The organism is Pseudomonas sp. WS 5412 (genome assembly GCF_012985615.1).
In the GTDB taxonomy this organism is placed as follows: domain Bacteria; phylum Pseudomonadota; class Gammaproteobacteria; order Pseudomonadales; family Pseudomonadaceae; genus Aquipseudomonas; species Aquipseudomonas shahriarae.
In genome coordinates, this window is record NZ_JAARMB010000022.1 from 18,691 (window position 1) to 39,399 (window position 20,709).

25 protein-coding genes are annotated in these 20,709 nt (G+C 59.8%); 17 read left to right on the forward strand and 8 right to left on the reverse strand.

Annotated elements, in window-relative coordinates:
* Positions 1 to 31 precede the first annotated feature (31 nt).
* Both ahpC and HBR94_RS23490 read right to left on the reverse strand, forming a co-directional pair.
* A complete protein-coding gene (gene ahpC, locus HBR94_RS23485; RefSeq protein WP_010210361.1) occupies positions 32 to 595 on the reverse strand; it encodes an alkyl hydroperoxide reductase subunit C in 564 nt (187 codons plus the stop codon).
* A 132-nt stretch (positions 596 to 727) separates the two neighbouring features.
* Positions 728 to 1,660 (reverse strand): site-specific integrase, encoded by a 933-nt coding sequence (locus tag HBR94_RS23490; RefSeq protein WP_057440059.1) that lies wholly within the window; start codon positions 1,658 to 1,660, stop codon positions 728 to 730.
* A gap of 181 nt (positions 1,661 to 1,841) precedes the next feature.
* Here HBR94_RS23490 and HBR94_RS23495 point away from each other — a divergent pair, with 181 nt between their 5' ends.
* The gene (locus HBR94_RS23495) at positions 1,842 to 2,849 is read left to right on the forward strand and encodes a DNA-binding protein (protein ID WP_170045627.1); all 1,008 of its coding nucleotides are present in this window, start codon (positions 1,842 to 1,844) and stop codon (positions 2,847 to 2,849) included.
* Here the strand turns inward: HBR94_RS23495 and gorA are convergent, their stop codons facing one another.
* The gene (gene gorA, locus HBR94_RS23500) at positions 2,850 to 4,208 is read right to left on the reverse strand and encodes a glutathione-disulfide reductase (RefSeq protein WP_057959612.1); all 1,359 of its coding nucleotides are present in this window, start codon (positions 4,206 to 4,208) and stop codon (positions 2,850 to 2,852) included.
* Positions 4,209 to 4,308: 100 nt separating this feature from the next.
* A complete protein-coding gene (galU, locus tag HBR94_RS23505; protein ID WP_057440057.1) occupies positions 4,309 to 5,148 on the reverse strand; it encodes a UTP--glucose-1-phosphate uridylyltransferase GalU in 840 nt (279 codons plus the stop codon).
* Between the two features lie 309 nt (positions 5,149 to 5,457).
* On the opposite strand from galU, the gene HBR94_RS23510 reads away from it, so the two are divergent.
* The 11 genes from HBR94_RS23510 to HBR94_RS23560 all read left to right on the forward strand — a co-directional run bounded on the left by HBR94_RS23510 (position 5,458) and on the right by HBR94_RS23560 (position 14,512).
* Positions 5,458 to 5,643, forward strand: a complete 186-nt coding sequence (locus HBR94_RS23510) for a hypothetical protein (protein WP_029294643.1) — start codon at positions 5,458 to 5,460, stop codon at positions 5,641 to 5,643.
* Between the two features lie 685 nt (positions 5,644 to 6,328).
* The gene (locus tag HBR94_RS23515) at positions 6,329 to 6,850 is read left to right on the forward strand and encodes a fimbrial protein (RefSeq protein ID WP_169960843.1); all 522 of its coding nucleotides are present in this window, start codon (positions 6,329 to 6,331) and stop codon (positions 6,848 to 6,850) included.
* A gap of 50 nt (positions 6,851 to 6,900) precedes the next feature.
* Positions 6,901 to 7,461: a fimbrial protein gene (locus HBR94_RS23520; RefSeq protein ID WP_170045628.1), complete on the forward strand. Its 561-nt coding sequence runs from the start codon at positions 6,901 to 6,903 to the stop codon at positions 7,459 to 7,461.
* Positions 7,462 to 7,482: 21 nt separating this feature from the next.
* Positions 7,483 to 10,092, forward strand: a complete 2,610-nt coding sequence (locus HBR94_RS23525; RefSeq protein ID WP_170045629.1) for an outer membrane usher protein — start codon at positions 7,483 to 7,485, stop codon at positions 10,090 to 10,092.
* Positions 10,089 to 10,847, forward strand: a complete 759-nt coding sequence (locus tag HBR94_RS23530) for a fimbria/pilus periplasmic chaperone (RefSeq protein WP_169960844.1) — start codon at positions 10,089 to 10,091, stop codon at positions 10,845 to 10,847. Before HBR94_RS23525 ends, HBR94_RS23530 begins: the two co-directional genes overlap by 4 nt.
* A 25-nt stretch (positions 10,848 to 10,872) precedes the next feature.
* Positions 10,873 to 11,454: a fimbrial protein gene (locus tag HBR94_RS23535; protein ID WP_057959607.1), complete on the forward strand. Its 582-nt coding sequence runs from the start codon at positions 10,873 to 10,875 to the stop codon at positions 11,452 to 11,454.
* Between the two features lie 10 nt (positions 11,455 to 11,464).
* Positions 11,465 to 11,956, forward strand: coding sequence for a fimbrial protein (locus HBR94_RS23540; RefSeq protein ID WP_170045630.1), 492 nt, complete (start codon positions 11,465 to 11,467; stop codon positions 11,954 to 11,956).
* Positions 11,957 to 11,969: 13 nt separating this feature from the next.
* On the forward strand, positions 11,970 to 12,449 hold the full coding sequence (locus HBR94_RS23545) for a fimbrial protein (protein WP_057959605.1): 480 nt from the start codon (positions 11,970 to 11,972) through the stop codon (positions 12,447 to 12,449).
* 11 nt (positions 12,450 to 12,460) lie between these two features.
* A complete protein-coding gene (locus HBR94_RS23550; RefSeq protein WP_170045631.1) occupies positions 12,461 to 13,009 on the forward strand; it encodes a fimbrial protein in 549 nt (182 codons plus the stop codon).
* Positions 13,010 to 13,121: 112 nt separating this feature from the next.
* Complete coding sequence (locus HBR94_RS23555; RefSeq protein ID WP_170045632.1) at positions 13,122 to 14,075, forward strand: fimbrial protein; 954 nt, start codon at positions 13,122 to 13,124, stop codon at positions 14,073 to 14,075.
* Positions 14,076 to 14,230: 155 nt separating this feature from the next.
* A complete protein-coding gene (locus HBR94_RS23560) occupies positions 14,231 to 14,512 on the forward strand; it encodes a hypothetical protein (RefSeq protein ID WP_057440049.1) in 282 nt (93 codons plus the stop codon).
* A gap of 10 nt (positions 14,513 to 14,522) precedes the next feature.
* Here the strand turns inward: HBR94_RS23560 and HBR94_RS23565 are convergent, their stop codons facing one another.
* The 4 genes from HBR94_RS23565 to HBR94_RS23580 all read right to left on the reverse strand — a co-directional run bounded on the left by HBR94_RS23565 (position 14,523) and on the right by HBR94_RS23580 (position 16,930).
* Positions 14,523 to 14,753 (reverse strand): hypothetical protein, encoded by a 231-nt coding sequence (locus HBR94_RS23565; protein ID WP_057440048.1) that lies wholly within the window; start codon positions 14,751 to 14,753, stop codon positions 14,523 to 14,525.
* Positions 14,754 to 14,826: 73 nt separating this feature from the next.
* Positions 14,827 to 15,750, reverse strand: a complete 924-nt coding sequence (locus HBR94_RS23570) for a c-type cytochrome (RefSeq protein WP_057440047.1) — start codon at positions 15,748 to 15,750, stop codon at positions 14,827 to 14,829.
* Complete coding sequence (locus HBR94_RS23575) at positions 15,747 to 16,397, reverse strand: c-type cytochrome (protein ID WP_169960849.1); 651 nt, start codon at positions 16,395 to 16,397, stop codon at positions 15,747 to 15,749. The genes HBR94_RS23570 and HBR94_RS23575 overlap by 4 nt, the downstream gene beginning before the upstream one ends.
* Before the next feature lie 182 nt (positions 16,398 to 16,579).
* Positions 16,580 to 16,930, reverse strand: coding sequence for a hypothetical protein (locus HBR94_RS23580; RefSeq protein WP_057440046.1), 351 nt, complete (start codon positions 16,928 to 16,930; stop codon positions 16,580 to 16,582).
* Between the two features lie 213 nt (positions 16,931 to 17,143).
* Between HBR94_RS23580 and HBR94_RS23585 the strand changes: the two genes are divergently transcribed.
* The 5 genes from HBR94_RS23585 to HBR94_RS23605 all read left to right on the forward strand — a co-directional run bounded on the left by HBR94_RS23585 (position 17,144) and on the right by HBR94_RS23605 (position 20,655).
* Positions 17,144 to 17,446: a DUF1883 domain-containing protein gene (locus HBR94_RS23585; protein ID WP_003173824.1), complete on the forward strand. Its 303-nt coding sequence runs from the start codon at positions 17,144 to 17,146 to the stop codon at positions 17,444 to 17,446.
* A 29-nt stretch (positions 17,447 to 17,475) separates the two neighbouring features.
* A complete protein-coding gene (locus HBR94_RS23590; RefSeq protein WP_162947682.1) occupies positions 17,476 to 17,643 on the forward strand; it encodes a hypothetical protein in 168 nt (55 codons plus the stop codon).
* Between the two features lie 31 nt (positions 17,644 to 17,674).
* Positions 17,675 to 18,343: a DNA oxidative demethylase AlkB gene (gene alkB / locus HBR94_RS23595; protein WP_170045633.1), complete on the forward strand. Its 669-nt coding sequence runs from the start codon at positions 17,675 to 17,677 to the stop codon at positions 18,341 to 18,343.
* Between the two features lie 87 nt (positions 18,344 to 18,430).
* Positions 18,431 to 19,507 (forward strand): bifunctional DNA-binding transcriptional regulator/O6-methylguanine-DNA methyltransferase Ada, encoded by a 1,077-nt coding sequence (ada, locus tag HBR94_RS23600; RefSeq protein WP_170045634.1) that lies wholly within the window; start codon positions 18,431 to 18,433, stop codon positions 19,505 to 19,507.
* Between the two features lie 83 nt (positions 19,508 to 19,590).
* Entirely contained in the window at positions 19,591 to 20,655 is a 1,065-nt protein-coding gene (locus HBR94_RS23605; RefSeq protein WP_170045635.1) for a nitronate monooxygenase, read from the forward strand.
* The last annotated feature ends 54 nt before the right edge of the window (positions 20,656 to 20,709 follow it).

The following is a 20,709-nucleotide window of genomic DNA, read 5'->3' on the forward strand; positions in this document are numbered from 1 at the left end:
TGCGGCAATCCGCCCTTGATACTTCACAGACTTAGATCTTGCCGACCAGGTCCAGGGACGGAGCCAGGGTAGCCTCGCCTTCTTTCCACTTGGCTGGGCACACTTCGCCTGGGTGGGCAGCGACGTACTGGGCGGCCTTGATTTTGCGCAGCAGCTCGGAAGCGTCACGGCCAACACCGCCGTCGTTCAGTTCAACGATCTTGATCTGGCCTTCAGGGTTGATCACGAAGGTGCCACGGTCTGCCAGGCCAGCTTCTTCGATCAGCACGTCGAAGTTGCGGGAGATGGTCAGGGTTGGGTCGCCGATCATGGTGTACTGGATTTTGCCGATGGCTGGCGAAGTGTTGTGCCAGGCAGCGTGGGCAAAGTGGGTGTCGGTGGACACGCTGTAGATCTCGACGCCCAGCTTCTGGAATTCGGCGTAGTTGTCAGCCAGGTCTTCCAGTTCGGTTGGGCAGACGAAGGTGAAGTCGGCTGGGTAGAAGAACACGACAGACCACTTGCCTTTCAGGTCAGCGTCCGACACGTCTACGAAGTTGCCGTTTTTGTAAGCGGTGGCTTTGAACGGTTTTACTTGGCTGTTGATGATAGGCATCGTTGACTCTCCGTCAGGGGTTAGTAAGTTGATGGGTGAATCCTACCCAGTCTCATCGCCGATGGCTCATTGCCAAACCTGATGCCGCCGATTGGTTTTGGCTATCAACCAGCTGTATTAATAGAAGAAATCTTAAAGCAGCGGATCGCGGGCCTGAGTCATGCCAAGAAAGGGCGTCGCTTCAACATAGCGCATGGCGGACTTCATGTCCTTCCAGCCGACGTAACTCATCAACGACTTCAAATCCCAACCGCTGCGATGGGCCCAGGTGGCGAAGCCCCGGCGCAAGGAGTGGCTGGTGTACTGCTCGGCAGCAATGCCCGCGCGCCCGAGGGCCTGGCGCAGCAGCGGGATCACGCTATTGGCGTGCAACCCCTCCTCGCCCAGGTTGCCCCAACGATCGATCCCGCGAAACACCGGGCCGCGCACCAGGGCCGAGGCACTCAGCCATTCGGTATAGGCCTGCACCGGGCACAAGCGCAGCAGTGCCGGGGTTTGATAGGTCTGGCCGAGGTTCTCGCGGTCACTCTTGCTGCGCGGCAAGTACAGGGTGATGCCCGCGCCTGGTACCGCCTGCACATGCTCGATCTGCAGCCGACACAGCTCATCACTGCGAAAACCACGCCAGAAGCCCAGCAGGATCAAGGCCGCGTCGCGCTTGGCGCGCAGCCAGCGCGGCCGATCGCCCTCTGTCCGCGCCTGCTCAGCTTCGCGCTCAAGCCAATTGACCACCTGCTCCAGGTGCTGGAGCTGCAAGGGCTCGGCCTGTTTTTCCTGGGCCGGGTGCACCGCGCGGATGCCCTTGAGCACCTTGCGCACCACCGGCGCTTTGGTCGGGTCCGGGAAACCCTGGCTGGAATGCCATTGCGCCAGCGCCGACAAGCGCAATTTCAGGGTATTGACCGACAACACCCCGGCGTAAGCCACCAGATAACGGGCCACGCTGTCGCTGGTGGCGGGCAGGAAGCCACCCCAACTCACTTCAAAGTGCTCGATGGCGGCGCGATAGCTGCGTCGGGTGTTATCGCGGGTGGCGGCGTTCAGGTAACGATCAAGTTCACTCATAGCGCTATCGCCAAGGGGTTGGTGTACGGGCATAGGGGGTGAATCTGCGTCAAATGGGTCATCACACGGGATAATACGCCAATATCCCATCTGTAAAATCATCAATTTAAAGGCATTTTTATTCGTGATACAGTATGTATTTACATAATACATACCACAGTACTAAATCGACGGAGACCCCATGGCTCGCGGCGGCATCAATAAAGCAGTAGTTCAAACGGCACGCCTGGCAATCCTCGCCCGCGGCGAAAACCCCAGCATTGATGCGGTACGCATCGAAATGGGCAATACCGGCTCGAAAACCACCATCCACCGCTATTTAAAGGAGCTGGACGAGAGCGAAACCCGCCTCGCCATTACCGAGGCGCCCATCGACGATGAGCTTGGCGAGCTGGTCGCACGCCTGGCCCAGCGCTTGAAAGAGAAGGCTCAGGAACCCATCGACCAGGCCCTGGCGCAGTTCGAGCAGCAGAAAACCGCCCTGCTCACCCAGGCAGAGGCACTGACCGCAGCCCACAACCAGCTCCAGCAGCAATTTGATATTCAGGCCGCCGCCCTGGCGGAAGAAAGCGCAGCCCTGCAGACCGCCAGCACCAGCCTGCAAACCGAGCAAACCCGTAACGCCGGACTCAGCCAGGCGTGCAGCGACTACGAGCTACGACTCGCGGACAAGGACGAACAGATTCGCTCGCTGGAAGACAAACACCTGCACGCCCGCGACGCCCTTGAGCACTACCGCACTGCGATCAAAGACCAACGCGAACAGGAACAACGCCGCCACGAAGGCCAACTGCAGCAACTGCAGGCCGAACTGCGTCAGGCCCAGCAGAGCGCCATGGTGCGCCAGGACGAAATCACCCAGTTGCACCGTGACAATGAACGGCTATTGATTGAGCACCGGGTCACGGCGAAGGAGTTGGCGACTCTGCAAGAGCAAAGCCGCAAGGATCAGGCCCAGCAACTCAAGCTGAGCGAACAGGTAAGCCTGATTGATAGCGAGCGCACCCTGCTCCAGGAGCGTCTGCGGGTTGCCGTGCTGGACAACCAGGCACGGCAGGAGGCCCTGGCCGAGCAGCAGCACAGCCGCAAAACCCTGGAACTGGAGCTGCTCAAGGCCCAGGCCACCATTGAGGCGCTGCGCCTGGCCGCCGTCGTTGCAACGGCGCCAGAGGCAACAGGGAATACCTGATCAGCCAGCGACAGGCGTGCGCATGGTGACAAACTCTTCCGCCGCCGTCGGGTGCACGCCGATGGTCTCGTCGAAATGCTGCTTGGTCGCCCCCGCCTTGAGGGCGATCGCCAGGCCCTGGACAATCTCGCCCGCATCCGGCCCGACCATGTGGCAACCCAGCACCTTGTCGGTATCGGCATCGACCACCAGCTTCATCAGCGTGCGCTCCTGGCACTCCGTCAGGGTCAGTTTCATCGGCCGGAAGCGGCTTTCGAAAACCTGCACGTTATGCCCATCGGCCCGCGCCTGCTCTTCGCTCAGGCCCACGGTACCGATATTCGGCAGGCTGAACACTGCCGTGGGGATCATCGCGTAATCCACCGGGCGGTACTGCTCAGGCTTGAATAGACGCCGCGCCACCGCCATGCCTTCGGCCAATGCCACGGGTGTCAGTTGCACGCGACCAATCACGTCGCCAATGGCCAGGATCGACGACTCGGCGGTCTGGTACAGATCGTCAACCTCGACAAAGCCCCGCTTGTCCAGCTTGACCCCGGTGTGCTCCAGGCCCAGGTTATCCAGCATCGGGCGCCGGCCCGTGGCGTAGAACACGCAATCGGCTTCCAATACACGACCGTCTTTCAGGGTGGCCTTGAGGCTGCCATCGGCCTGCTTGTCGATACGTGCGATATCAGCGTTGAACTGCAGGTCCAGGCCACGCTTGGTCAGCTCTTCCTGCAAGTGCTTGCGCACCGCGCCATCGAAGCCACGCAGGAACAGATCGCCGCGATACAGCAACGACGTCTGCGCGCCCAGACCATGGAAAATCCCGGCAAATTCCACCGCGATATAACCACCACCCACCACCAGTACGCGCTTGGGCAGTTGCTTCAGGAAGAACGCCTCATTGGAACCAATGGCATGCTCATGCCCCGGAATCTCGGGGATCTGCGGCCAGCCGCCCGTGGCGATCAAGATGTGCTTGGCCGTGAAGCGCTCGCCGTTGATCTCGACCTCGTGGGGGCCGGTCAGACGCGCATGGCCTTCGTGCAGGGTCACCCCGCTGTTCACCAGCAAGTTACGGTAAATACCGTTGAGGCGATTGATCTCGCGATCCTTGTTGGCGATCAATGTCGCCCAATCAAAGTTCGCCTCGCCCAAGGACCAGCCAAAGCCGCTGGCTTGTTCGAAGTCTTCGGCAAAGTGCGCGCCATACACCAACAGTTTTTTCGGCACGCAGCCAACGTTGACACAGGTACCGCCCAGGTAGCGGCTTTCCGCCACGGCCACCTTCGCGCCAAAACCTGCGGCGAAACGCGCCGCCCGTACACCACCGGAACCGGCGCCAATCACATAAAGATCAAAATCGTAGGCCATTTCACTCTCCTCGGCAGGGCATCAGGATACCCGCTTGCGCCCAAAAAACCAGAAAGCCACCCGAAGGTGGCTTTCTTGAGACTCAACAGGCAATGCTTAATCAGTAAGCCTTGCCAGTCTTGTAGAAGTGCTCGTAGCAGAAGTTGGTCGCCTCGATGTAGCCTTCAGCGCCACCGCAGTCAAAACGACGGCCCTTGAACTTGTAGGCAATCACGCAACCGTCTTTGGCCTGTTTCAGCAAAGCATCGGTAATCTGGATTTCGCCGCCCTTGCCTGGCTCGGTTTCTTCGATCAGCTTGAAGATATCCGGGGTCAGGATGTAGCGACCAATGATTGCCAGGTTCGACGGAGCATCTTCCGGCGCCGGCTTCTCGACCATGTCGCGAACGCGGATCAGGCCATCACCGATGTCATCACCGGCGATCACCCCGTACTTGTTGGTTTCCGCAGGGTCGACTTCCTGCACCGCAACGATGGTGCAGCGGTACTTCTGATAGAGCTTGACCATCTGGGTCAAGACGCCGTCGCCTTCCAGGTTGACGCACAGGTCGTCCGCCAGGACCACGGCAAACGGTTCGTCACCGATCAGTGGGCGACCGGTAAGGATCGCGTGGCCAAGGCCTTTCATCTGGGTTTGACGGGTGTAGGAGAACGAGCACTCGTCGAGCAGCTTGCGGATACCGACCAGGTATTTTTCCTTGTCAGTGCCCTTGATCTGGTTTTCCAGCTCGTAGCTGATATCGAAGTGGTCTTCCAGTGCGCGCTTGCCACGGCCGGTGACGATGGAGATTTCGTTGAGGCCGGCATCCAGTGCCTCTTCGACGCCGTACTGGATCAGTGGCTTGTTTACCACCGGCAGCATTTCTTTAGGCATGGCCTTGGTCGCTGGCAGGAAGCGAGTACCGTAACCGGCTGCTGGGAACAAGCATTTCTTGATCATAAAAGTCCTTAATAAGGGCTGTGCGTACGAAATTCGGCGCAGTCTAATCAGGCCGCAGCCACCTTACAATGGGCGCTGCTGGCGTTGCGATGTCAACATAGAGAAAAAATGTCGGCGTTAGTTCCACCGATCCTGCAATTGGCCCTACCAACGGCAAGCTCAAACCAACCGTGCCCCGCTACTTAAAAGGCCTTCGGTTGTTTTAGCACGCTTTTGGGTGCAGAGCACTGACCTGCAACAACTTGCGCTTGCCCTGCGCGTTTGGCGTTATCATAGCCCGCTTGAACCAGACCACGAGATTGTTAATCGATGTCAGAACCCAAAGGCGTAAACGGCTACCTGATCACTAAGCGAGCAGACGGCTGGCACCTGATCAATTTTCACGGAGACAGCGTCGCCGGGGCATTCGCCACCGAAAGCCAGGCTATTGCAGTAGCCGAAGTGTTTGTGGACGAAGCCGGTCACGCATCGAGCAAAAGACCAAAGGGGAAATAAGCCCCTACGATTGCACATAAAAAGCCCCGATGATCGGGGCTTTTTTGTTTGACAACAGCCATCCCATTGCATTGCCTGTATCTGCGCCCTGGCAGAGCCGACGCACTCACTCAGGAGAGGGAAAATTAGTTCGCTCTCCTCAACATACACTATTGCCTCCAAACACTTGCCAACCTATTTTTATAGCAACTCGCCCCCTCGCCAAACCAAATGTAGTCCAAGTCTTACGGTCATTTCTCGATTATTGAAAAACGGCCATAACTTTCCTATATGCCCCACCACTAAAAGACTACGCAAGCAAGGGAACCGGACGACTTCCTTACTAAAACTAGTAGCCTAATAATTGCCCCGCCTCGAATGTTCTCCCGAAGCGCAATACAAATAGTTGGAAAATCAGGACTTCGCTGAACACCAACTCAACCGCACCCGGGCTGAGTTTTCTGCGAGCCTCCGCTGAGGCAAAGAGCCGACTGGCCGGACCGTTCCGGCTTGCCGCACGACCCTGGACTGCGCCTATAAAGCGGCGAACTCAATCGCAAGCTTTCGATACCTCAAGAGAAGAGGAGAAATCCAAAGCACTGAAACCTGGACACTTAACTGCACACTTCATAACCGCTTTTTAATAGGTCCTACGCACAGTTGCGGCCGGACTTCTCAACAACACTTACTCTGTAGGTATCTGCAAATGAAAAATAATTTTAAAACTGCACTGCTAACTATCGGACTATTTGCTGGCGCGATCTCTGCCGCTCATGCGGCAGATGGGACAGTTACGTTCGAAGGGTCGGTCCACTCGGGTGCTTGTTCTATTAAGCCTGACTCCGTAGATCAAACTGTTCATCTTGGCGCGATCGCCAAACATCAATTGCAGACAGGGGGGAAATCTGAAGCCCGGCGCGTTCTGATTGAACTTGAAGGCTGCGACCTGGCAGGCCTGACTGATAATACGGTGACGACTACATTCACGGGCGCGCCCTCAAGCGTTGTCCCGGGCGGGTTGGGCACAGTGGGTAGCGCGGGCGGTATCGGCATCATGATGACCCATGGCAGCCAGCCCATTGAGCTGGGTGTCGCAACGACCCCGCAAGCCATTGCCGTCGGTAACAACACCCTGGAGTTTGGTGCCTATGTACAAGGTGCGGCCACCGGCACGATCGTGCCTGGTGATTTCAGCGCGGTGACCAATTTCACCCTGGCCTATCAGTAAGTACGGCCCCCGCCACTTCGGGTGGCGGGGGACTCTGACGGGAGATACAGGTGAAAACATTCCTGAGTTTCGCCATTGCCTCTTCATTGACGGTGTTGATCAGCCCCTGCGTTTTCGCGAATGCGGCGGCGCAAGGTGAGGGGTTAGTCACCCTGGGAGGAGAAGTCATTGACTCCGCTTGCGGGCTGGAACTGGTCAGTGCCGATCAAACCATCGAGATGCCACCCGAGCCCATAGGCCGGCTGCTGCGCAGTGCGATAGGTGAACCTCACCCCTTCCAGTTGCGCCTGGTCAATTGCTCCTTGACCCGCCCTGACCCGTCACGCCCGGATGTGAACCTGCCGGATTGGCAGCACCTGCAAGTGACCTTTGACGGTGCCCGCGATAGAGACGGTCGCTCCTTTGCTGCCTTTGGTGGTTCACAGGGGGTCGCCCTGCATATTTGGGATGCGGCCGGCCAGGAGAGCATTCCGGGTGAGCCGATGCCGTTGCTGCCGTTGGCAGAAGGCGACATGACACTGCACTACACGCTTCGCCTGGTCGGCAACGGGCTGCCGCTGATGCCTGGCGCTCACGGTGCCGCCGTGCAGTTCAAGCTGGAATATTTTTGAACATTGATGAGTCGCTTTTTCATGTTGAATACGTCGAAGGTCAAATATTCGCTGCGTCCAGGCCTATTTAGCGGGTTGATGTCACTGGCTGGAACTGCAATGGCCAGCGGGGATATCGAGTTCAATACGGATGTTCTTGATCTGAATGATCGCACCAATATTGACTTGTCCCGATTTGCGCGCAGCGGGTTTATTCTGCCCGGCACCTACTCAATGGTGGTGCAGGTCAATGCCCAGCCTATTGCTGAGCAGTCGGTGGTGTTCTATCCCCCCGATAATGATCCCAAGGGCAGCCAGGCCTGTTTGTCCCCCGATCTCGTCGAACAGCTTGGCCTCAAGGCGTCCGGCGCGGCAAAACTCACCTGGTGGAATAACGGGCAGTGCCTGGAGATCCAAGGGCTGCCAGGCATGGAAGTGAGTGGGGATCTGGCCACCTCGACGCTGACTATCAACCTCCCCCAGGCTTATCTCGAATACAGCGACATCAATTGGGATCCGCCCTCGCGCTGGGATGAAGGTGTGCCGGGGCTGTTGGCGGACTACAGCATCACCGCGCAGTCCAACTATCAAAACAATCGCGGCAACCGCAACAACCTGAGTGGGAACGGAACGCTCGGCGCGAACGCCGGGGCCTGGCGCTTCAGGGCAGACTGGCAGGGGCGTTTCGAGAGACGCCGTGAGGGCGAAGCCAAGGACCAGAAACTGGACTGGACGCGCTACTACGCCTATCGCGCAATTCCTGCGCTGAAGTCGCGCCTCGTGGTTGGAGAGAACTACCTGTATTCGGACCTGTTCGACAGTTTCCGCTTTACCGGCGCCGCACTCAGTTCGGATGAAAACCAACTGCCCCCCAACTTGCGTGGCTACGCTCCGGAAGTCGTCGGAGTGGCGAAAACCAATGCAAAAGTCGTCGTCAGCCAGCAAGGCCGTGTGCTGTATGAAACCCTGGTCGCGGCAGGCCCCTTTCGCATTCAGGACCTTAACGATGCCGTGTCCGGTTCGCTGGATGTGCGGGTGGAAGAACAGGACGGCTCGGTCCACAGCTTCCAGCTAGATACGGCGGGTGTTCCCTACCTGACACGCCCCGGCCAGGTTCGCTACAAGCTGGCAACGGGACGACCGTCCAACCTCCAGTACAACGGTGACGGTGATTTTTTCGGGACCGGCGAGTTCTCCTGGGGGGTCAGCAACGGCTGGTCGCTGTTTGGCGGCGGGATCACGGATAACAACTACCATGCGCTGTCCGTCGGCGCTGGGCGTGACCTGCTCGCGTTCGGGGCCCTGTCGCTGGATGTCACCCAGTCCCAGGCAACCGTCTGGAATGAGCGGCTCGCGGGTAAATCCTACCGCCTCCAATACTCCAAGCACTTTGAGCAGTACGACAGCCAGATAACCTTCGCCGGCTACCGGTTTTCCGAGAAGGGCTTCCTGAGCATGAGTGAATACCTCAACGCTCGGCATTACGGCTTGAACGGCGAACTCGGCGGGCGCGGGGGGTACAACGAGGACGGTGAACGCATTGATGACTGGAAGCCTATCGGCGGGAGCAAGGCCCTTTATACGGCCACGGTGAATAAGCAGTTTCGCGACCTTGGGGCCACGGTCTACGCCAGTTACAACAAACAAACCTATTGGGACCGGCCACACACGCAGCGCTGGAACCTGTCCGTGTCACGTTATTTCAATGTGGGCACCGTGAGAAACATGAGCCTGTCCCTGAACATCTATCGCACCCTGGAATACAGCTACAAGGATAACGGTGCGGCGCTGACGGTCAGCCTGCCGCTGGGGCGCACCGGCACGCTATCGCTGGATGCCTACCGGGCCGCGGGCGATAACAGTTTTTCGTCGCGCTTCAGTGATCGCCTTGATGCGCGCAATAGCTACCAACTCCGTGCAAGCGATAGCTCTGCCAGCGGCTACCTGACCCACATGGGCGATCAGGCCGATATCGACCTCAGCGCCAGCCAACAATCCGGTAACAGCAGCCTCGGTGTGTCTGCGCGCGGCGGTGGCACGCTTACGTCTCACGGCGCTGCGCTGCACCGGACCAACAGCACGGGCGGAACCCGCCTGATGGTCGACACCGGCGGCGTACCTGATGTGCCTGTGCGGGGTTACGGCAGCCCGAGCCGCAGCAATGCCTTTGGCAAGGCGGTTATCTCGGATATCAGCAGCTATCAGCGTACGGCGGCCAGCGTCGACCTGGAGAGCCTGCCGAACAATGTCGAAGCCACTCAATCGGTGACGCAACTGACACTGACCGAAGGGGCTATCGGCTACCGCTCACTGGACGTGATTGCCGGCGAGAAAGCCATGGCGGTTCTTCGCCTGGAAGATGGCAACTCACCGCCGTTCGGCGCGCAGGTCAAGAACATGAAACAGCAGGATACCGGGATTGTGAATGACGACGGCCATGTCTATCTGAGCGGTATACAGGCCGGCGGGCAGATGGCCGTCAGTTGGGGAGGTGCCGAGCAGTGCATCCTCACGCTCCCTGTCGTTTTGCCTGCTGATGGCTTGACCGATGCCCTGCAATTGAGCTGCCGCAAGACCGCCACTGATCAATCCTTGCCCGTGCCGCCGGTACTGAGCGGGCAGCCTACCGATAAGGAGAACACATCCTCATGACGCTCAAGACGCGCCTCCCTCTTCCGGCCTTCGCCCTGCTGGCAATGGGCTTGAGCCCGAGTGTAAATGCCGCGATCGGCCTGGACCGCACCCGAGTGATTTTTGATGGCGGCAAACAGGCCACCAGCGTGAACATCACCAATAACAACACCCAATTGCCGTATTTGGCCCAGGGCTGGATCGAGGATGAAGCGGGCACGAAAATCACCACTCCCCTGATCGTGTTACCGCCGGTTCAGCGCTTGGAGCCGGGGAAACAGAGCCAGGTGAAAGTTCAGGCATTGCCGGCGGCAAAAATGCTGCCGCAGGATCGCGAGACGGTCTACTACTTCAATTTGAGGGAGATCCCGCCGCGCAGTGATAAATCCAATACCCTGCAAATCGCCCTGCAGACCCGAATCAAACTGTTCTACCGGCCGCAGGCCATTGCGCCGAGCCAGCAAGACCTATCCACCCCCTGGCAGGAAAAGCTGACCCTGACCCGCATAGGCGCCAGTTATCAGGTGAATAACCCAACGCCTTACTACGTGACCCTGGTGGATGCGCGCAGCAGCAGGGACGGCAAAACCGTACCGGGCTTCGAGCCGGTGATGGTACCGCCCAAAGGCGCGCTGACGCTGGGGCCATCGGCCGACACACTCGGTACTACGCCCTACTTCTCCTACGTCAACGACTACGGTGGTCGCCCACTGCTGGCTTTCACTTGCAGTGGTGAAACCTGCAAGGTCAGCTCACAAACCCCACCGCCCAAATGAGTAGCGCCTGCCGCGGGAGAACATCATGAAGTCGCACAATGGGAAGGTCTTGGGCGGCCTGTTGCTGGCCTTTGCCTTGGTGGGGGGCGCACACGCCGAGGATGATATCGAGGGCATGAATGGGCTGCTGAACATTAACGGGGCCATGCATGAGACCCCTTGCAGCCTGGAGATGACGTCACTGCACCAGACGATTGACCTGGGCGCCGTGTCCACCAGCCAATTGCAGCGGCCGGGCGACCAGGCAACAGCTGTGGCATTCCAGCTGCATTTTACCGATTGCCAACGCACCGCCGGCAGCATCCGTAGCGAACGTACGGGGAACCTGGCGTGGAGTGCCTTTCAACCGGTGCTGTCGGTGACGTTTGTCGCCCCTGCCGATGACGATGATCCGCGGCTGGTCAAAGTACAAGGCATCACCGGGATGGGCCTGCGCCTGACCGATGACGTGGGGCGGGATGTACGGCTGGGCTCCAGGGGCGAACCACTGTTTCTGGCATTGGGCAGCAGCACCCGGACCTGGAATGTTCAGCCTACGCGCACCTCTGCACCACTGACCAGCGGGGCATTTCGCGCCGTAGTGGATTTCAGGCTCAATTATGACTAAGGGCAAAACAATGGCTAAGTCAATCGGCGCGCAGGCCGTTCTTACCGGCGCCCTGGTGTGGGCGGCAGGCCAAGCAGTGTCGGCCGATACCAATCTGATCATCCGGGCACAAATCATCGCCCCGCCGCCGTGTGTCATCAACAGTGGGAGCACGCTCGATGTGCCGTTTGGCAATAACCTCCTGACATCACGGGTTGACGGGGTCAATTATCGTCGAAGCGTGCCTTACACCGTGATATGCGACTCGCCCTTCAGCAACGCGATGACCCTGGAACTCAAGGGCACCGGAGCGGCGTTTGACAGTCGCGTGCTCGGCACCCGCAAGGCCGACCTTGGGGTAAAGCTGTTCGTGAATGACGCCGACTGGCCGCTGAATACGGCTGTGAGGTTTACCTATCCAAACTTTCCGATCGTGCAGGCCGTGCCTGTCAAACGCGCGGGCAGCAGTCTGACAGGAGGGGTGTTTGATGCCGCCGCCACCCTTGTCATCGAGTACCAATGAAAAGGAGCGATCAATGACCCGTTGCCAGCAGCGAGCATTGCTCGCCTTGTGTTCCATCGGCCTTTGCAGCAATGCGCTGGCCAACCTGACATTCAGCGGCACGCTGAACGAGCCGCCGCCCTGCACGATCAACGCAGGCAATAGCATTGAAGTCGATTTTGGGGATGTCGGGGTCAAGCGGGTCGACGGAGTGAAGTACCGTCGCGGGCTCGGCTACACCATCAATTGTGCCCCCGCCACGCTGCCGTGGGAGCTTAAGTTGAGTATCAGGGGCACGGCGACAGGGTTTGACGGCGCCGCATTGCAAACCAATGTGCCTGCACTGGGGATCCGGATTTTCCAGAATGACCAGCCGTTTCCACTCAACACACCGCTGGACATCAGCCTGTCGTCACCGCCGGCATTGGAGGTTGTTCCCGTCAAACAGCCAGGCACCACGCTGTCCCCTGCACAGTTTACGGCGGTGGCTACGTTGCTGGCCGAATACGAGTAGGAGATCCGTCCATGGGACACGAAACGATTTACAAGGGCTGGCCAAGTGCAGGGTTGGCCTTACTGCTGACCACCGGCCTGACCCCCGAGGGGCAAGCGGCGGACAACCTGCGCTTGAAGGGCAACCTGGTGGAAGAGGCCTGCACTATCCGTCCAGGCGACGAGGCCATCACATTGGAGCTCTGGGACCTGACCAGCAAGCATCTCTACATCAACACCCGCTCCCAGGGTCGGGGTTTCAAGCTGCACCTGGAAGATTGCAACACCTCGATCAGCAACACGGTCACCATCACGTTCGGCGGCAGGGAAAACCCGGCGCTGCCCGGATTGCTCGCGCTGGACGCAGGGAGTGGTGCCTCAGGCATTGGCATCGGTATCGAGACACCGAGCCAAAAGCCATTGCCTCTGAATACAGTCAGCGACGAACAGGTGTTGCGTAATGGCAGCAACGTTATTGAGCTCAAAGCCTATGTCCAGGGTGAGCCGAATGCCATCAGGGACCAGAGCATTGGCCATGGCGCCTACACCGCGACCTCTACTTTTACCCTGGACTACCCGTAGTTCGTAGACTCAAAAAACCGATTGATACCCATAGGCTTTCAGGCCAAGCAGGTTTACAGCGACTGATTGTTCGCTGGACAGCGCCTGCGTAGAGAAGCAACGAGAGATCAAGATGAAACGACTATATAAAGCCATGGTGCTTCTCCTGCTGATTAGCGTTAGTTCGGCCGCGCTGGCTGTCGATTGTCGGATCAATGGTGGGGAGTGGGCGCGGGTGACCCACCTGACCGTCCCAGTAGACGTACGGCTCGATACAGATCGCGTGAGGATTCTGATGGAGGGCGCCCGGCTCGAATGTCGGTTTACCGCCGGCGCAGGCCCCGTTTGGGGGGAGGATTACTGGGCAACCGGGAATGCCTCGGGAACACCCTGGACGTCCGGCCCCAAATTCACCCGGGAAAGGAGCGGTTTGCGCATCAATGGCAGCTTCCTCGATACGCCGGTTCCGGCGGGTATCCGCGTGGCCACCATGCCCAACAACGGGATCGGCTACCCGATCAATATCACCCCCTATATTCTGGTGCGTAACGATCCCTCCAATCCGATTGATGTGCGCACAGGAGACACCCTCGGCCTGTTGCGCCTCACCAGCTCGAACAATTTCGACGGCACCCGACCGCAACTCACGGTCACTTATACCGCCGCCAACGACTTCACCATTTCCCCGTCAACCTGCACGATCAACAATAACAACCCGATCGAGATCGACTTCGGCGATGTACACCAAAGGGCAATCGGCACCGACCCGCTGACAACCACCGTTCGCCGTGACCGCCGACTCACCTACGCGTGCCCGGACCCGGGGATCACCACGCCGATCACCATTACCTACAAAGGTACGCCGTCATCGTTCGACTCCAGGCTACTGCTGATGAGCAACCCGGATGTCGGCACGGCACTCGTAAGGAGCGCAACGGCCGTCCAGGTCGGCGGCGCCTTCCTGTCCAGTATTACCAATAGCGTGGGCGGCGACGATGTGACGTTTACCCTCGTCCGGCGAGCCGGATCCCTGCCCACCCCAGGCCCCGTCAGCGGCAGCGGTGTACTCGTGATGGGTGTGCCATGACACACGCAGAAGGCCAGGGCCGGACACATCGCGGGGGCGCAGTCGCAGACTTTGTTTCTGAGACTGCGCATTAAGTGGCAGTTCGCTATACTCTCGCGCCAACGCCCCACGACAGTGTCAGCGCCCCTCCAACACCCTCGACGACGACCCAACTCATGAACAAAATCCTGGCACTGATCTCGGTACTGGCGCTTGCCGGCTGCACCACCACATCTGATATCTATCTGAAAAATGGCGAACAAGGCCTGACCATCGACTGCTCGGGCGAGGCCAACTCTTGGGCCAGTTGCTATGAAAAAGCCGATGCATCCTGCGCAGGCACCGGTTACCGCATCGTCGGTACCGAAGGCACGCCGGCCTTGCAGGACAGCGACAAGACCCTGGGCGTGGACGTGGGCAATTTCAAGGGCCGCAGTGTGGTGGTGGTCTGCAAGTAACCCCGGGCGGTTACATGTGAATCTCGGCGAACTTGATGCCCAGGCTACGAATGGTATCGATCAGGTCATCCAGTTTCGCAAAGGATTCGACCTCGTCCTGGTCATCCACCAGGAAAAAGCTGCGCCCGCCGCTTTTCTTGAAAAATACAATCCACTCCCCCGAATTGGCCGGATTTTGAATCACATGGGTCGCAGAGATGTGACCCTCTGCATGCCGCTCTCTGACGCGTTCACGTTTCATAATTGCTTTCCAGAATGACAATGCCGCTCAAACCCCGGGGTTTGAGCGGCATTTTTTGTGGTCGGCGGATAGTTTAACGGATGCCTTGGCCAATCAGTACGCCATCAACCGTTTGCCCGTACAGATTCACGCCATCATTGGCGTGGAACTTGACGCGGGTCTTCTCCACCGAGCCGTCCACCAGGCGCGGATCCTGGGGGCGCTCATGGCGGTTGACGTAGGCCGCCACGTCCCAGGCCTGCTGGTCGCTCAAGCTACCGCCCTTGCCCAGCGGCATGTTGTGCTTGATAAAGGAGGCCGCCGTGTTGATCCGGTGCATACCGGCGCCCCAGTTATAGGAGTCCTTGCCCCACAACGGTGGCATCACGTAGCTATCACCGACCTTCTGCCCCTGCCCCTCGCCGCCATGGCACACCGCACACTGTGCCTTGTACACCTCGGCCCCTTGCGCCAGGTTGTAGCCTTTGGCCGGTTGTGGCACATCAGGGTAACCACGCCCAGGCAACTCCACGCCCAGCGGCGCCTTGCTCGCCAGCCAGTAAGCGTAGGTCGACAGCGCGGCAATCTCAGGGCTGTCGGCTGCCGGTGGCGTGCCGCCGTCCATGCTGAACTGGAAGCAACCCTGCAAGCGTTCGGCGAAGGAGTTGACCTTGTCATTCTTTTTTCGATAGGCCGGGTACATCGGGTAAGCCCCCCACAGCGGCGAGGAGTTGGCCAGGCGCCCCTGATCCAGGTGGCAGTTGCTGCAATTGAGACCGTTGCCGACAAACTGCGGCGCCAGGCGCTTGGTATCGACGAACAACGCATAACCCTGCATCACCAACTTGCCGTAGGCATTGTCGGGCAACTCGCTTGCCTGAGGTGGCTGGAACGCCGTGGTGGCAGGCACCGCAGCCGGCACCTGCAGTTGCGACTGATCTTCCATGGCTATCGGTGCGGCCAACGCCGGCACACTGATCAACGCGACCAGCACGGGTGCAAATGACAGGTTGTTCATGGCTTGACCTCCTGGCCAGGCAAGGAGGCGAAATAACCGGCAATCCCCTGCACTTCGTCATCCGTGAGGGATTTGGCCACATGGCCCATCAGGTCATTGGGATCATTGTGCCGGGTGCCACTGCGCCAGGCATTGAGCTGGGCGGCCAGGTAGGCGGCAGATTGCCCGGACAGCGGCGGGAACGCCTCGCCCACGCCGACACCTGCAGGGCCATGGCAACTGACGCACGCAGGAATCTGCCGCTCCCAGGCACCCTGCAGTGCCAGTTTTTCGGTGGGATTGGTCGGGGCCATGCTGCGATGGCCGGTTTGCACGGCCGGCGCCGGCATCGCCGCCAGCGTCTGGGTCACTGCGGCGATTTCTTCATCGGTAAGCGCCTTGGCCAGCGACGTCATCACCGGGTTGCTGCGCGCACCACTCTGAAAGTCATGCAGTTGTTTGCTCAGGTAAGCCGCCGGCAACCCCGCCAGCCGTGGAAACCCCGCAGCCGCCAGCCCCAGGCCATCGGCGCCATGGCACGCCATGCAAGCCGCCGCGCCAGGCTGCGCGCCACCTTCATTGAACACCTTTTTGCCCTCCAGCGCCTGCGCGCTGCCGAGCATGAGCAGCAGGGCGCCACCCATCAACACTCTCTCCACAGACATCATCACGACTCCATTTTTATAGTTATATGCTTAGACCTACAATGCATAAGCCTACAAATGGTAGGGTAATGGGCTGACAGTCACAACCGCTGGGTAAGAAATTTCAGGCAATAAAAAGCCCGGCACTGCAAGCGCAGGCCAGGCTTCTTGATCGGAGTTGATCGCGTATGAGCGGTGAGGTGGACTCAGCCGGAAATGCAGTCTTCCGCAGCTTTCTTCACATCACCCGGACGAATCGGCACATTGGACATGCTCTCGTAGAGCTTGATGCTGCTACCGCTGGAGCGGTCTTCAATCTCGAAAATGGCCGACGGGTCAGCCGAAAATTTCTGCGGCACAATTACCCGCACACCTTCCTTGAGCGGCTCGATCTGCGACGGGCGACGGGTCGCCGACAGTTTCTGCACCACACACGCCGCGTATTCCTGCGGTTTTTTCCCGGAGATAACCGCCAGGGTTGGCGGTGTCTGCTTGATGTCTGAAACCGAAGCACATCCACCTATTGCCAGGGCCAGAACCAATACACTCCACTTCATACAAAACCTCCGATAAAGACCCTACGACAGCGAAGATGGTATTTTTCTCCCGCCAACGTAGGATTTATCCCTGATATATCGGTAAATAACTGTTTTAAATTGTCGAAGACGCCGACGACGACCCGATAATAAACGTGCTGGGGCTGATAAACTCCATCTTAACCCACGTATCGTTCTGATTTTTCAGAAAAAGCCCTTCTGGAGACACCCCCCATGAAATTCATCCACCAGCGCGAACACTTGAACGAAGGGGACATTGTCGTCATTGAATGCTCGCAGACCTGCAATATCCGCCTGATGAGCGATGCGAATTTCCGCAGCTTCAAAAATGGTGGTCGCCACACGTATCACGGTGGCGCGTTCGACAAATTCCCGGCCAAGATCACCGCGCCAAGCACCGGGTTCTGGAACATCACCCTGGATGTGGTGACACGCCGTGCCATCAGCGTTACCCGCAAGCCGGCCTTGTCCCATAAAATCCGCATTGTTCGCCGCACCAGCACCAAACTCAGCTGATTGCGCAGCCTTACACCACAGGAATGCCCGTGAACCAGACCACCAAATACGTCATCAAGTACAAGCTCAACGGCGAACGCCGTTTTGAATTTGCCCAACTGCAGTCGGCCAGCACCGAAGAAGCCCAGGCGGCCTTGGCGAAAATCCACGATGCCAGTGACGAAATCACTGAGATCACCGTGAGCAAGGCCCTGTAAACCATCACCAGCAGCGGAGTGATTGTGCAACATGGACCCTCATTCCACCGGCGACCTGTTCAGCGACGAGGCCTTGCAGCAACCGGCCCGTCGCGAGCAAATCGGCGAACAATCCTACGTCCTCAGGGGCTATGCCCTACCCTGGCTTGAACGTGTCTTGCCCGAGCTGCGTGCTGTCCTGGTCCAGTCCCCGTTCCGGCATATGGTCACCCCCGGTGGCTATACCATGTCGGCGGCCCTGAGCAGTTGCGGCGCACTGGGCTGGACCACCAGCCCCCAGGGCTATCGCTACAGCCCCCTCGACCCCGAGCGCCAGCAGCCCTGGCCGAGCATGCCGGCGGTGTTGCGCGAACTGGCGATCAACGCGGCCAGCGCTGCGGGCTTCGACGGTTTTGCGCCGGACGCCTGCCTGATCAACCGCTATGTGCCGGGTGCGAGGATGTCCCTGCACCAGGACAAGAACGAGCGCGACTACAACGCGCCAGTGGTCTCGCTGTCCCTGGGCCTGCCGGCGGTGTTTCTGTTTGGTGGCCATCAACGCAGCGACAAGACGCAAAAGATCTCGCTGTTCCATGGCGACGTGGCGGTCTGGGGCGGCGTTGACCGCCTGCGTTTTCATGGGGTGCTGCCGATCAAGGAAGGCGCGCACCCGCGCATGGGGCCACAACGGATCAACCTGACGTTTCGCACGGCCGGCTGACCCCGGTGAATTCAACCGCAAGCAACGGAGTGTGCGGCCCCTCCCCGGTGATTATCCTGGCCACTGATCCATTGCCGAGCTATTGCCATGAGCACTGAAGATGATCTGCGCTGGGCGGCCATTGTTGCCCGTGACGCTACGGCCGATCTGACCTTCGTCTATGGGGTCAAGACCACCGGGGTGTATTGCCGTCCCAGCAGCAGCGCACGCCAGCCGCTGCGCAAGAACGTCGAGTTCTTCGACACCCCGCAGCAAGCCGAAGCCGCCGGGTACCGCCCAAATAAACGCACCTCGGCCGATCAGACCCAGGTCGCGCAACGCCATGCGCACCTAGTCGCCGCCGCCTGCCGCCATATCGAACAGGCCGAGACCCTGCCCGCCCTGGAAGACCTGGCCAACGGCGCCGGCCTGAGCCCCTTCCATTTCCACCGGGTATTCAAGACCCTGACCGGGCTGACGCCGCGGGGCTATGCGCGGGCCCATCGTTCACGCAAGGTCAGGGCTCACCTGCAGGACAACCAGTCGGTGACCGACGCGCTGTACGACGCAGGCTTCAACTCCAACAGCCGCTTCTATGCGTCTGCCGACCAGTTGCTCGGCATGACACCCAGCGACTACAAGGCCGGCGGCATCCATAACGATATCCACTTTGCCATCGGCGAGTGCTCCCTGGGGGCGATTCTGGTGGCGCAAAGCAATCGCGGGGTCTGCGCGATCCTCCTGGGCGACAACCCGGACCAACTGGCGCGCGACCTGCAGGACCAGTTCCCGCAGGCCAATCTAATCGGCGCCGACCCCGGTTTTGAACAGTTGATTGCCCAGGTGGTGGGTTTTATCGAAGCGCCCGCCCTGGGCCTGAACCTGCCCCTGGACCTGCGCGGCACCGCGTTCCAGGAGCGTGTCTGGCAGGCGCTGCGCGACATTCCGTTAGGCAGCACTGCCAGCTATGCCGAGATTGCCCAACGCATCGGCGCGCCCAGCGCCTTTCGCGCCGTGGCCCAGGCGTGCGGCGCCAATCGCCTGGCCGTGGCGATTCCCTGTCACCGCGTGGTACGCAGCGATGGTCATCTTTCGGGCTACCGCTGGGGGGTGGAGCGCAAGCAGCAATTGCTCCAGCGCGAACGCCGCACCGTGCATGAACCGGCGCCTGCGTCCAGTGAATAATACAGACTGGCCTTGCCCTGGCCGCCCCTGTTAAAAATGCCGGGCAGCCCTCCCCGGGCGTTCCACCACTGGAGAAGCGAACCATGAGCACCTGGCCAGATACGCGGATTATTGACCTCTTGGGCATTGACCTGCCGATCATCCAGGCCCCCATGGCCGGCAGCACCAGCCCGCAGATGGTGATTGCCGCAAGCCAGGCCGGCGCCCTCGGCTCAATGCCGGCGGCCACCTTGAGTCTCGAGCAACTGCGCCAGGCGCTGAGCACCATTCGCCAGGCCAGTGCCCGACCGTTGAACGTGAATTTCTTCTGCCATCAGCCACCAGTCCCTGCCCCCGAACGTGACCGCCAGTGGAAGGCGATGCTGGAGCCCTACTACCGTGAACTGGGGGCCGATTTTGACGCACCGACCCCGGTCTCCAACCGCGCTCCGTTCGACACTGCCAGTTGCGAAGTGGTGGAAGAGTTCCGCCCCGAGGTAGTCAGTTTCCACTTCGGCCTGCCGGAAAAAGCCCTGCTGGACCGGGTCAAGGCCACCGGGGCAAAAGTGCTGTCATCGGCCACCACTGTCGAAGAAGCGATCTGGCTGGAGCGGCACGGTTGCGATGCAATCATTGCCATGGGCTATGAAGCCGGTGGGCATCGCGGGATGTTTCTCAGCGATCGCCTCACCAGCCAAATTGGCACAATGGCCCTGGTACCGCAGATCGTCGATGCGGTCAGTGTGCCGGTGATCGCGGCCGGTGGGATTGGCGATGCACGGGGCATGGTTGCCGCGTTCGCCCTCGGCGCCTCGGCGGTGCAGATCGGCACGGCCTATCTGTTCACGCCCGAAGCCACTATCACCCCCGCCCACCATCAGGCATTGCACAGCGCCCAGGCCAGCGAAACGGCCCTGACCAACCTGTTCACCGGGCGCCCGGCGCGGGGGATCGTCAATCGGGTGATGCGCGAACTGGGGCCGATCAACCCAGCGGCGCCGGCGTTTCCATTGGCCGGCGGTGCCTTGATGCCTTTGCGCGCCCTGGATGAAGCCGACTTCAGTAGCCTGTGGGCCGGCCAGGCGCTGCGCCTGGGGCAGGACCTGTCCACCCGCGAGCTGACGCTGAACCTGGCCCGGCAGGCCCTGGCGCAACTTAATAAGCGCTGAGCCCCTGAGACAACTTTGCACTGTACCGACGATGGCGAAGCGCTATATATTCCC

Bases quoted from the DNA above. Each gene is read 5' to 3' on its own strand.
- HBR94_RS23530 (WP_169960844.1), top strand. From the start codon at position 10,089: ATGACGCTCAAGACGCGCCTCCCTCTTCCGGCCTTCGCCCTGCTGGCA.
- HBR94_RS23490 (WP_057440059.1), bottom strand. From the start codon at position 1,660: ATGAGTGAACTTGATCGTTACCTGAACGCCGCCACCCGCGATAACACC.
- HBR94_RS23495 (WP_170045627.1), top strand. From the start codon at position 1,842: ATGGCTCGCGGCGGCATCAATAAAGCAGTAGTTCAAACGGCACGCCTG.
- HBR94_RS23565 (WP_057440048.1), bottom strand. From the start codon at position 14,753: ATGAAACGTGAACGCGTCAGAGAGCGGCATGCAGAGGGTCACATCTCT.
- ada (WP_170045634.1), top strand. From the start codon at position 18,431: ATGAGCACTGAAGATGATCTGCGCTGGGCGGCCATTGTTGCCCGTGAC.
- gorA (WP_057959612.1), bottom strand. From the start codon at position 4,208: ATGGCCTACGATTTTGATCTTTATGTGATTGGCGCCGGTTCCGGTGGT.
- HBR94_RS23515 (WP_169960843.1), top strand. From the start codon at position 6,329: ATGAAAAATAATTTTAAAACTGCACTGCTAACTATCGGACTATTTGCT.
- HBR94_RS23540 (WP_170045630.1), top strand. From the start codon at position 11,465: ATGGCTAAGTCAATCGGCGCGCAGGCCGTTCTTACCGGCGCCCTGGTG.
- HBR94_RS23605 (WP_170045635.1), top strand. From the start codon at position 19,591: ATGAGCACCTGGCCAGATACGCGGATTATTGACCTCTTGGGCATTGAC.
- alkB (WP_170045633.1), top strand. From the start codon at position 17,675: ATGGACCCTCATTCCACCGGCGACCTGTTCAGCGACGAGGCCTTGCAG.
- HBR94_RS23560 (WP_057440049.1), top strand. From the start codon at position 14,231: ATGAACAAAATCCTGGCACTGATCTCGGTACTGGCGCTTGCCGGCTGC.
- HBR94_RS23580 (WP_057440046.1), bottom strand. From the start codon at position 16,930: ATGAAGTGGAGTGTATTGGTTCTGGCCCTGGCAATAGGTGGATGTGCT.
- HBR94_RS23535 (WP_057959607.1), top strand. From the start codon at position 10,873: ATGAAGTCGCACAATGGGAAGGTCTTGGGCGGCCTGTTGCTGGCCTTT.
- HBR94_RS23510 (WP_029294643.1), top strand. From the start codon at position 5,458: ATGTCAGAACCCAAAGGCGTAAACGGCTACCTGATCACTAAGCGAGCA.
- HBR94_RS23555 (WP_170045632.1), top strand. From the start codon at position 13,122: ATGAAACGACTATATAAAGCCATGGTGCTTCTCCTGCTGATTAGCGTT.
- HBR94_RS23525 (WP_170045629.1), top strand. From the start codon at position 7,483: ATGTTGAATACGTCGAAGGTCAAATATTCGCTGCGTCCAGGCCTATTT.
- HBR94_RS23570 (WP_057440047.1), bottom strand. From the start codon at position 15,750: ATGAACAACCTGTCATTTGCACCCGTGCTGGTCGCGTTGATCAGTGTG.
- galU (WP_057440057.1), bottom strand. From the start codon at position 5,148: ATGATCAAGAAATGCTTGTTCCCAGCAGCCGGTTACGGTACTCGCTTC.
- ahpC (WP_010210361.1), bottom strand. From the start codon at position 595: ATGCCTATCATCAACAGCCAAGTAAAACCGTTCAAAGCCACCGCTTAC.
- HBR94_RS23575 (WP_169960849.1), bottom strand. From the start codon at position 16,397: ATGATGTCTGTGGAGAGAGTGTTGATGGGTGGCGCCCTGCTGCTCATG.
- HBR94_RS23550 (WP_170045631.1), top strand. From the start codon at position 12,461: ATGGGACACGAAACGATTTACAAGGGCTGGCCAAGTGCAGGGTTGGCC.
- HBR94_RS23545 (WP_057959605.1), top strand. From the start codon at position 11,970: ATGACCCGTTGCCAGCAGCGAGCATTGCTCGCCTTGTGTTCCATCGGC.
- HBR94_RS23585 (WP_003173824.1), top strand. From the start codon at position 17,144: ATGAAATTCATCCACCAGCGCGAACACTTGAACGAAGGGGACATTGTC.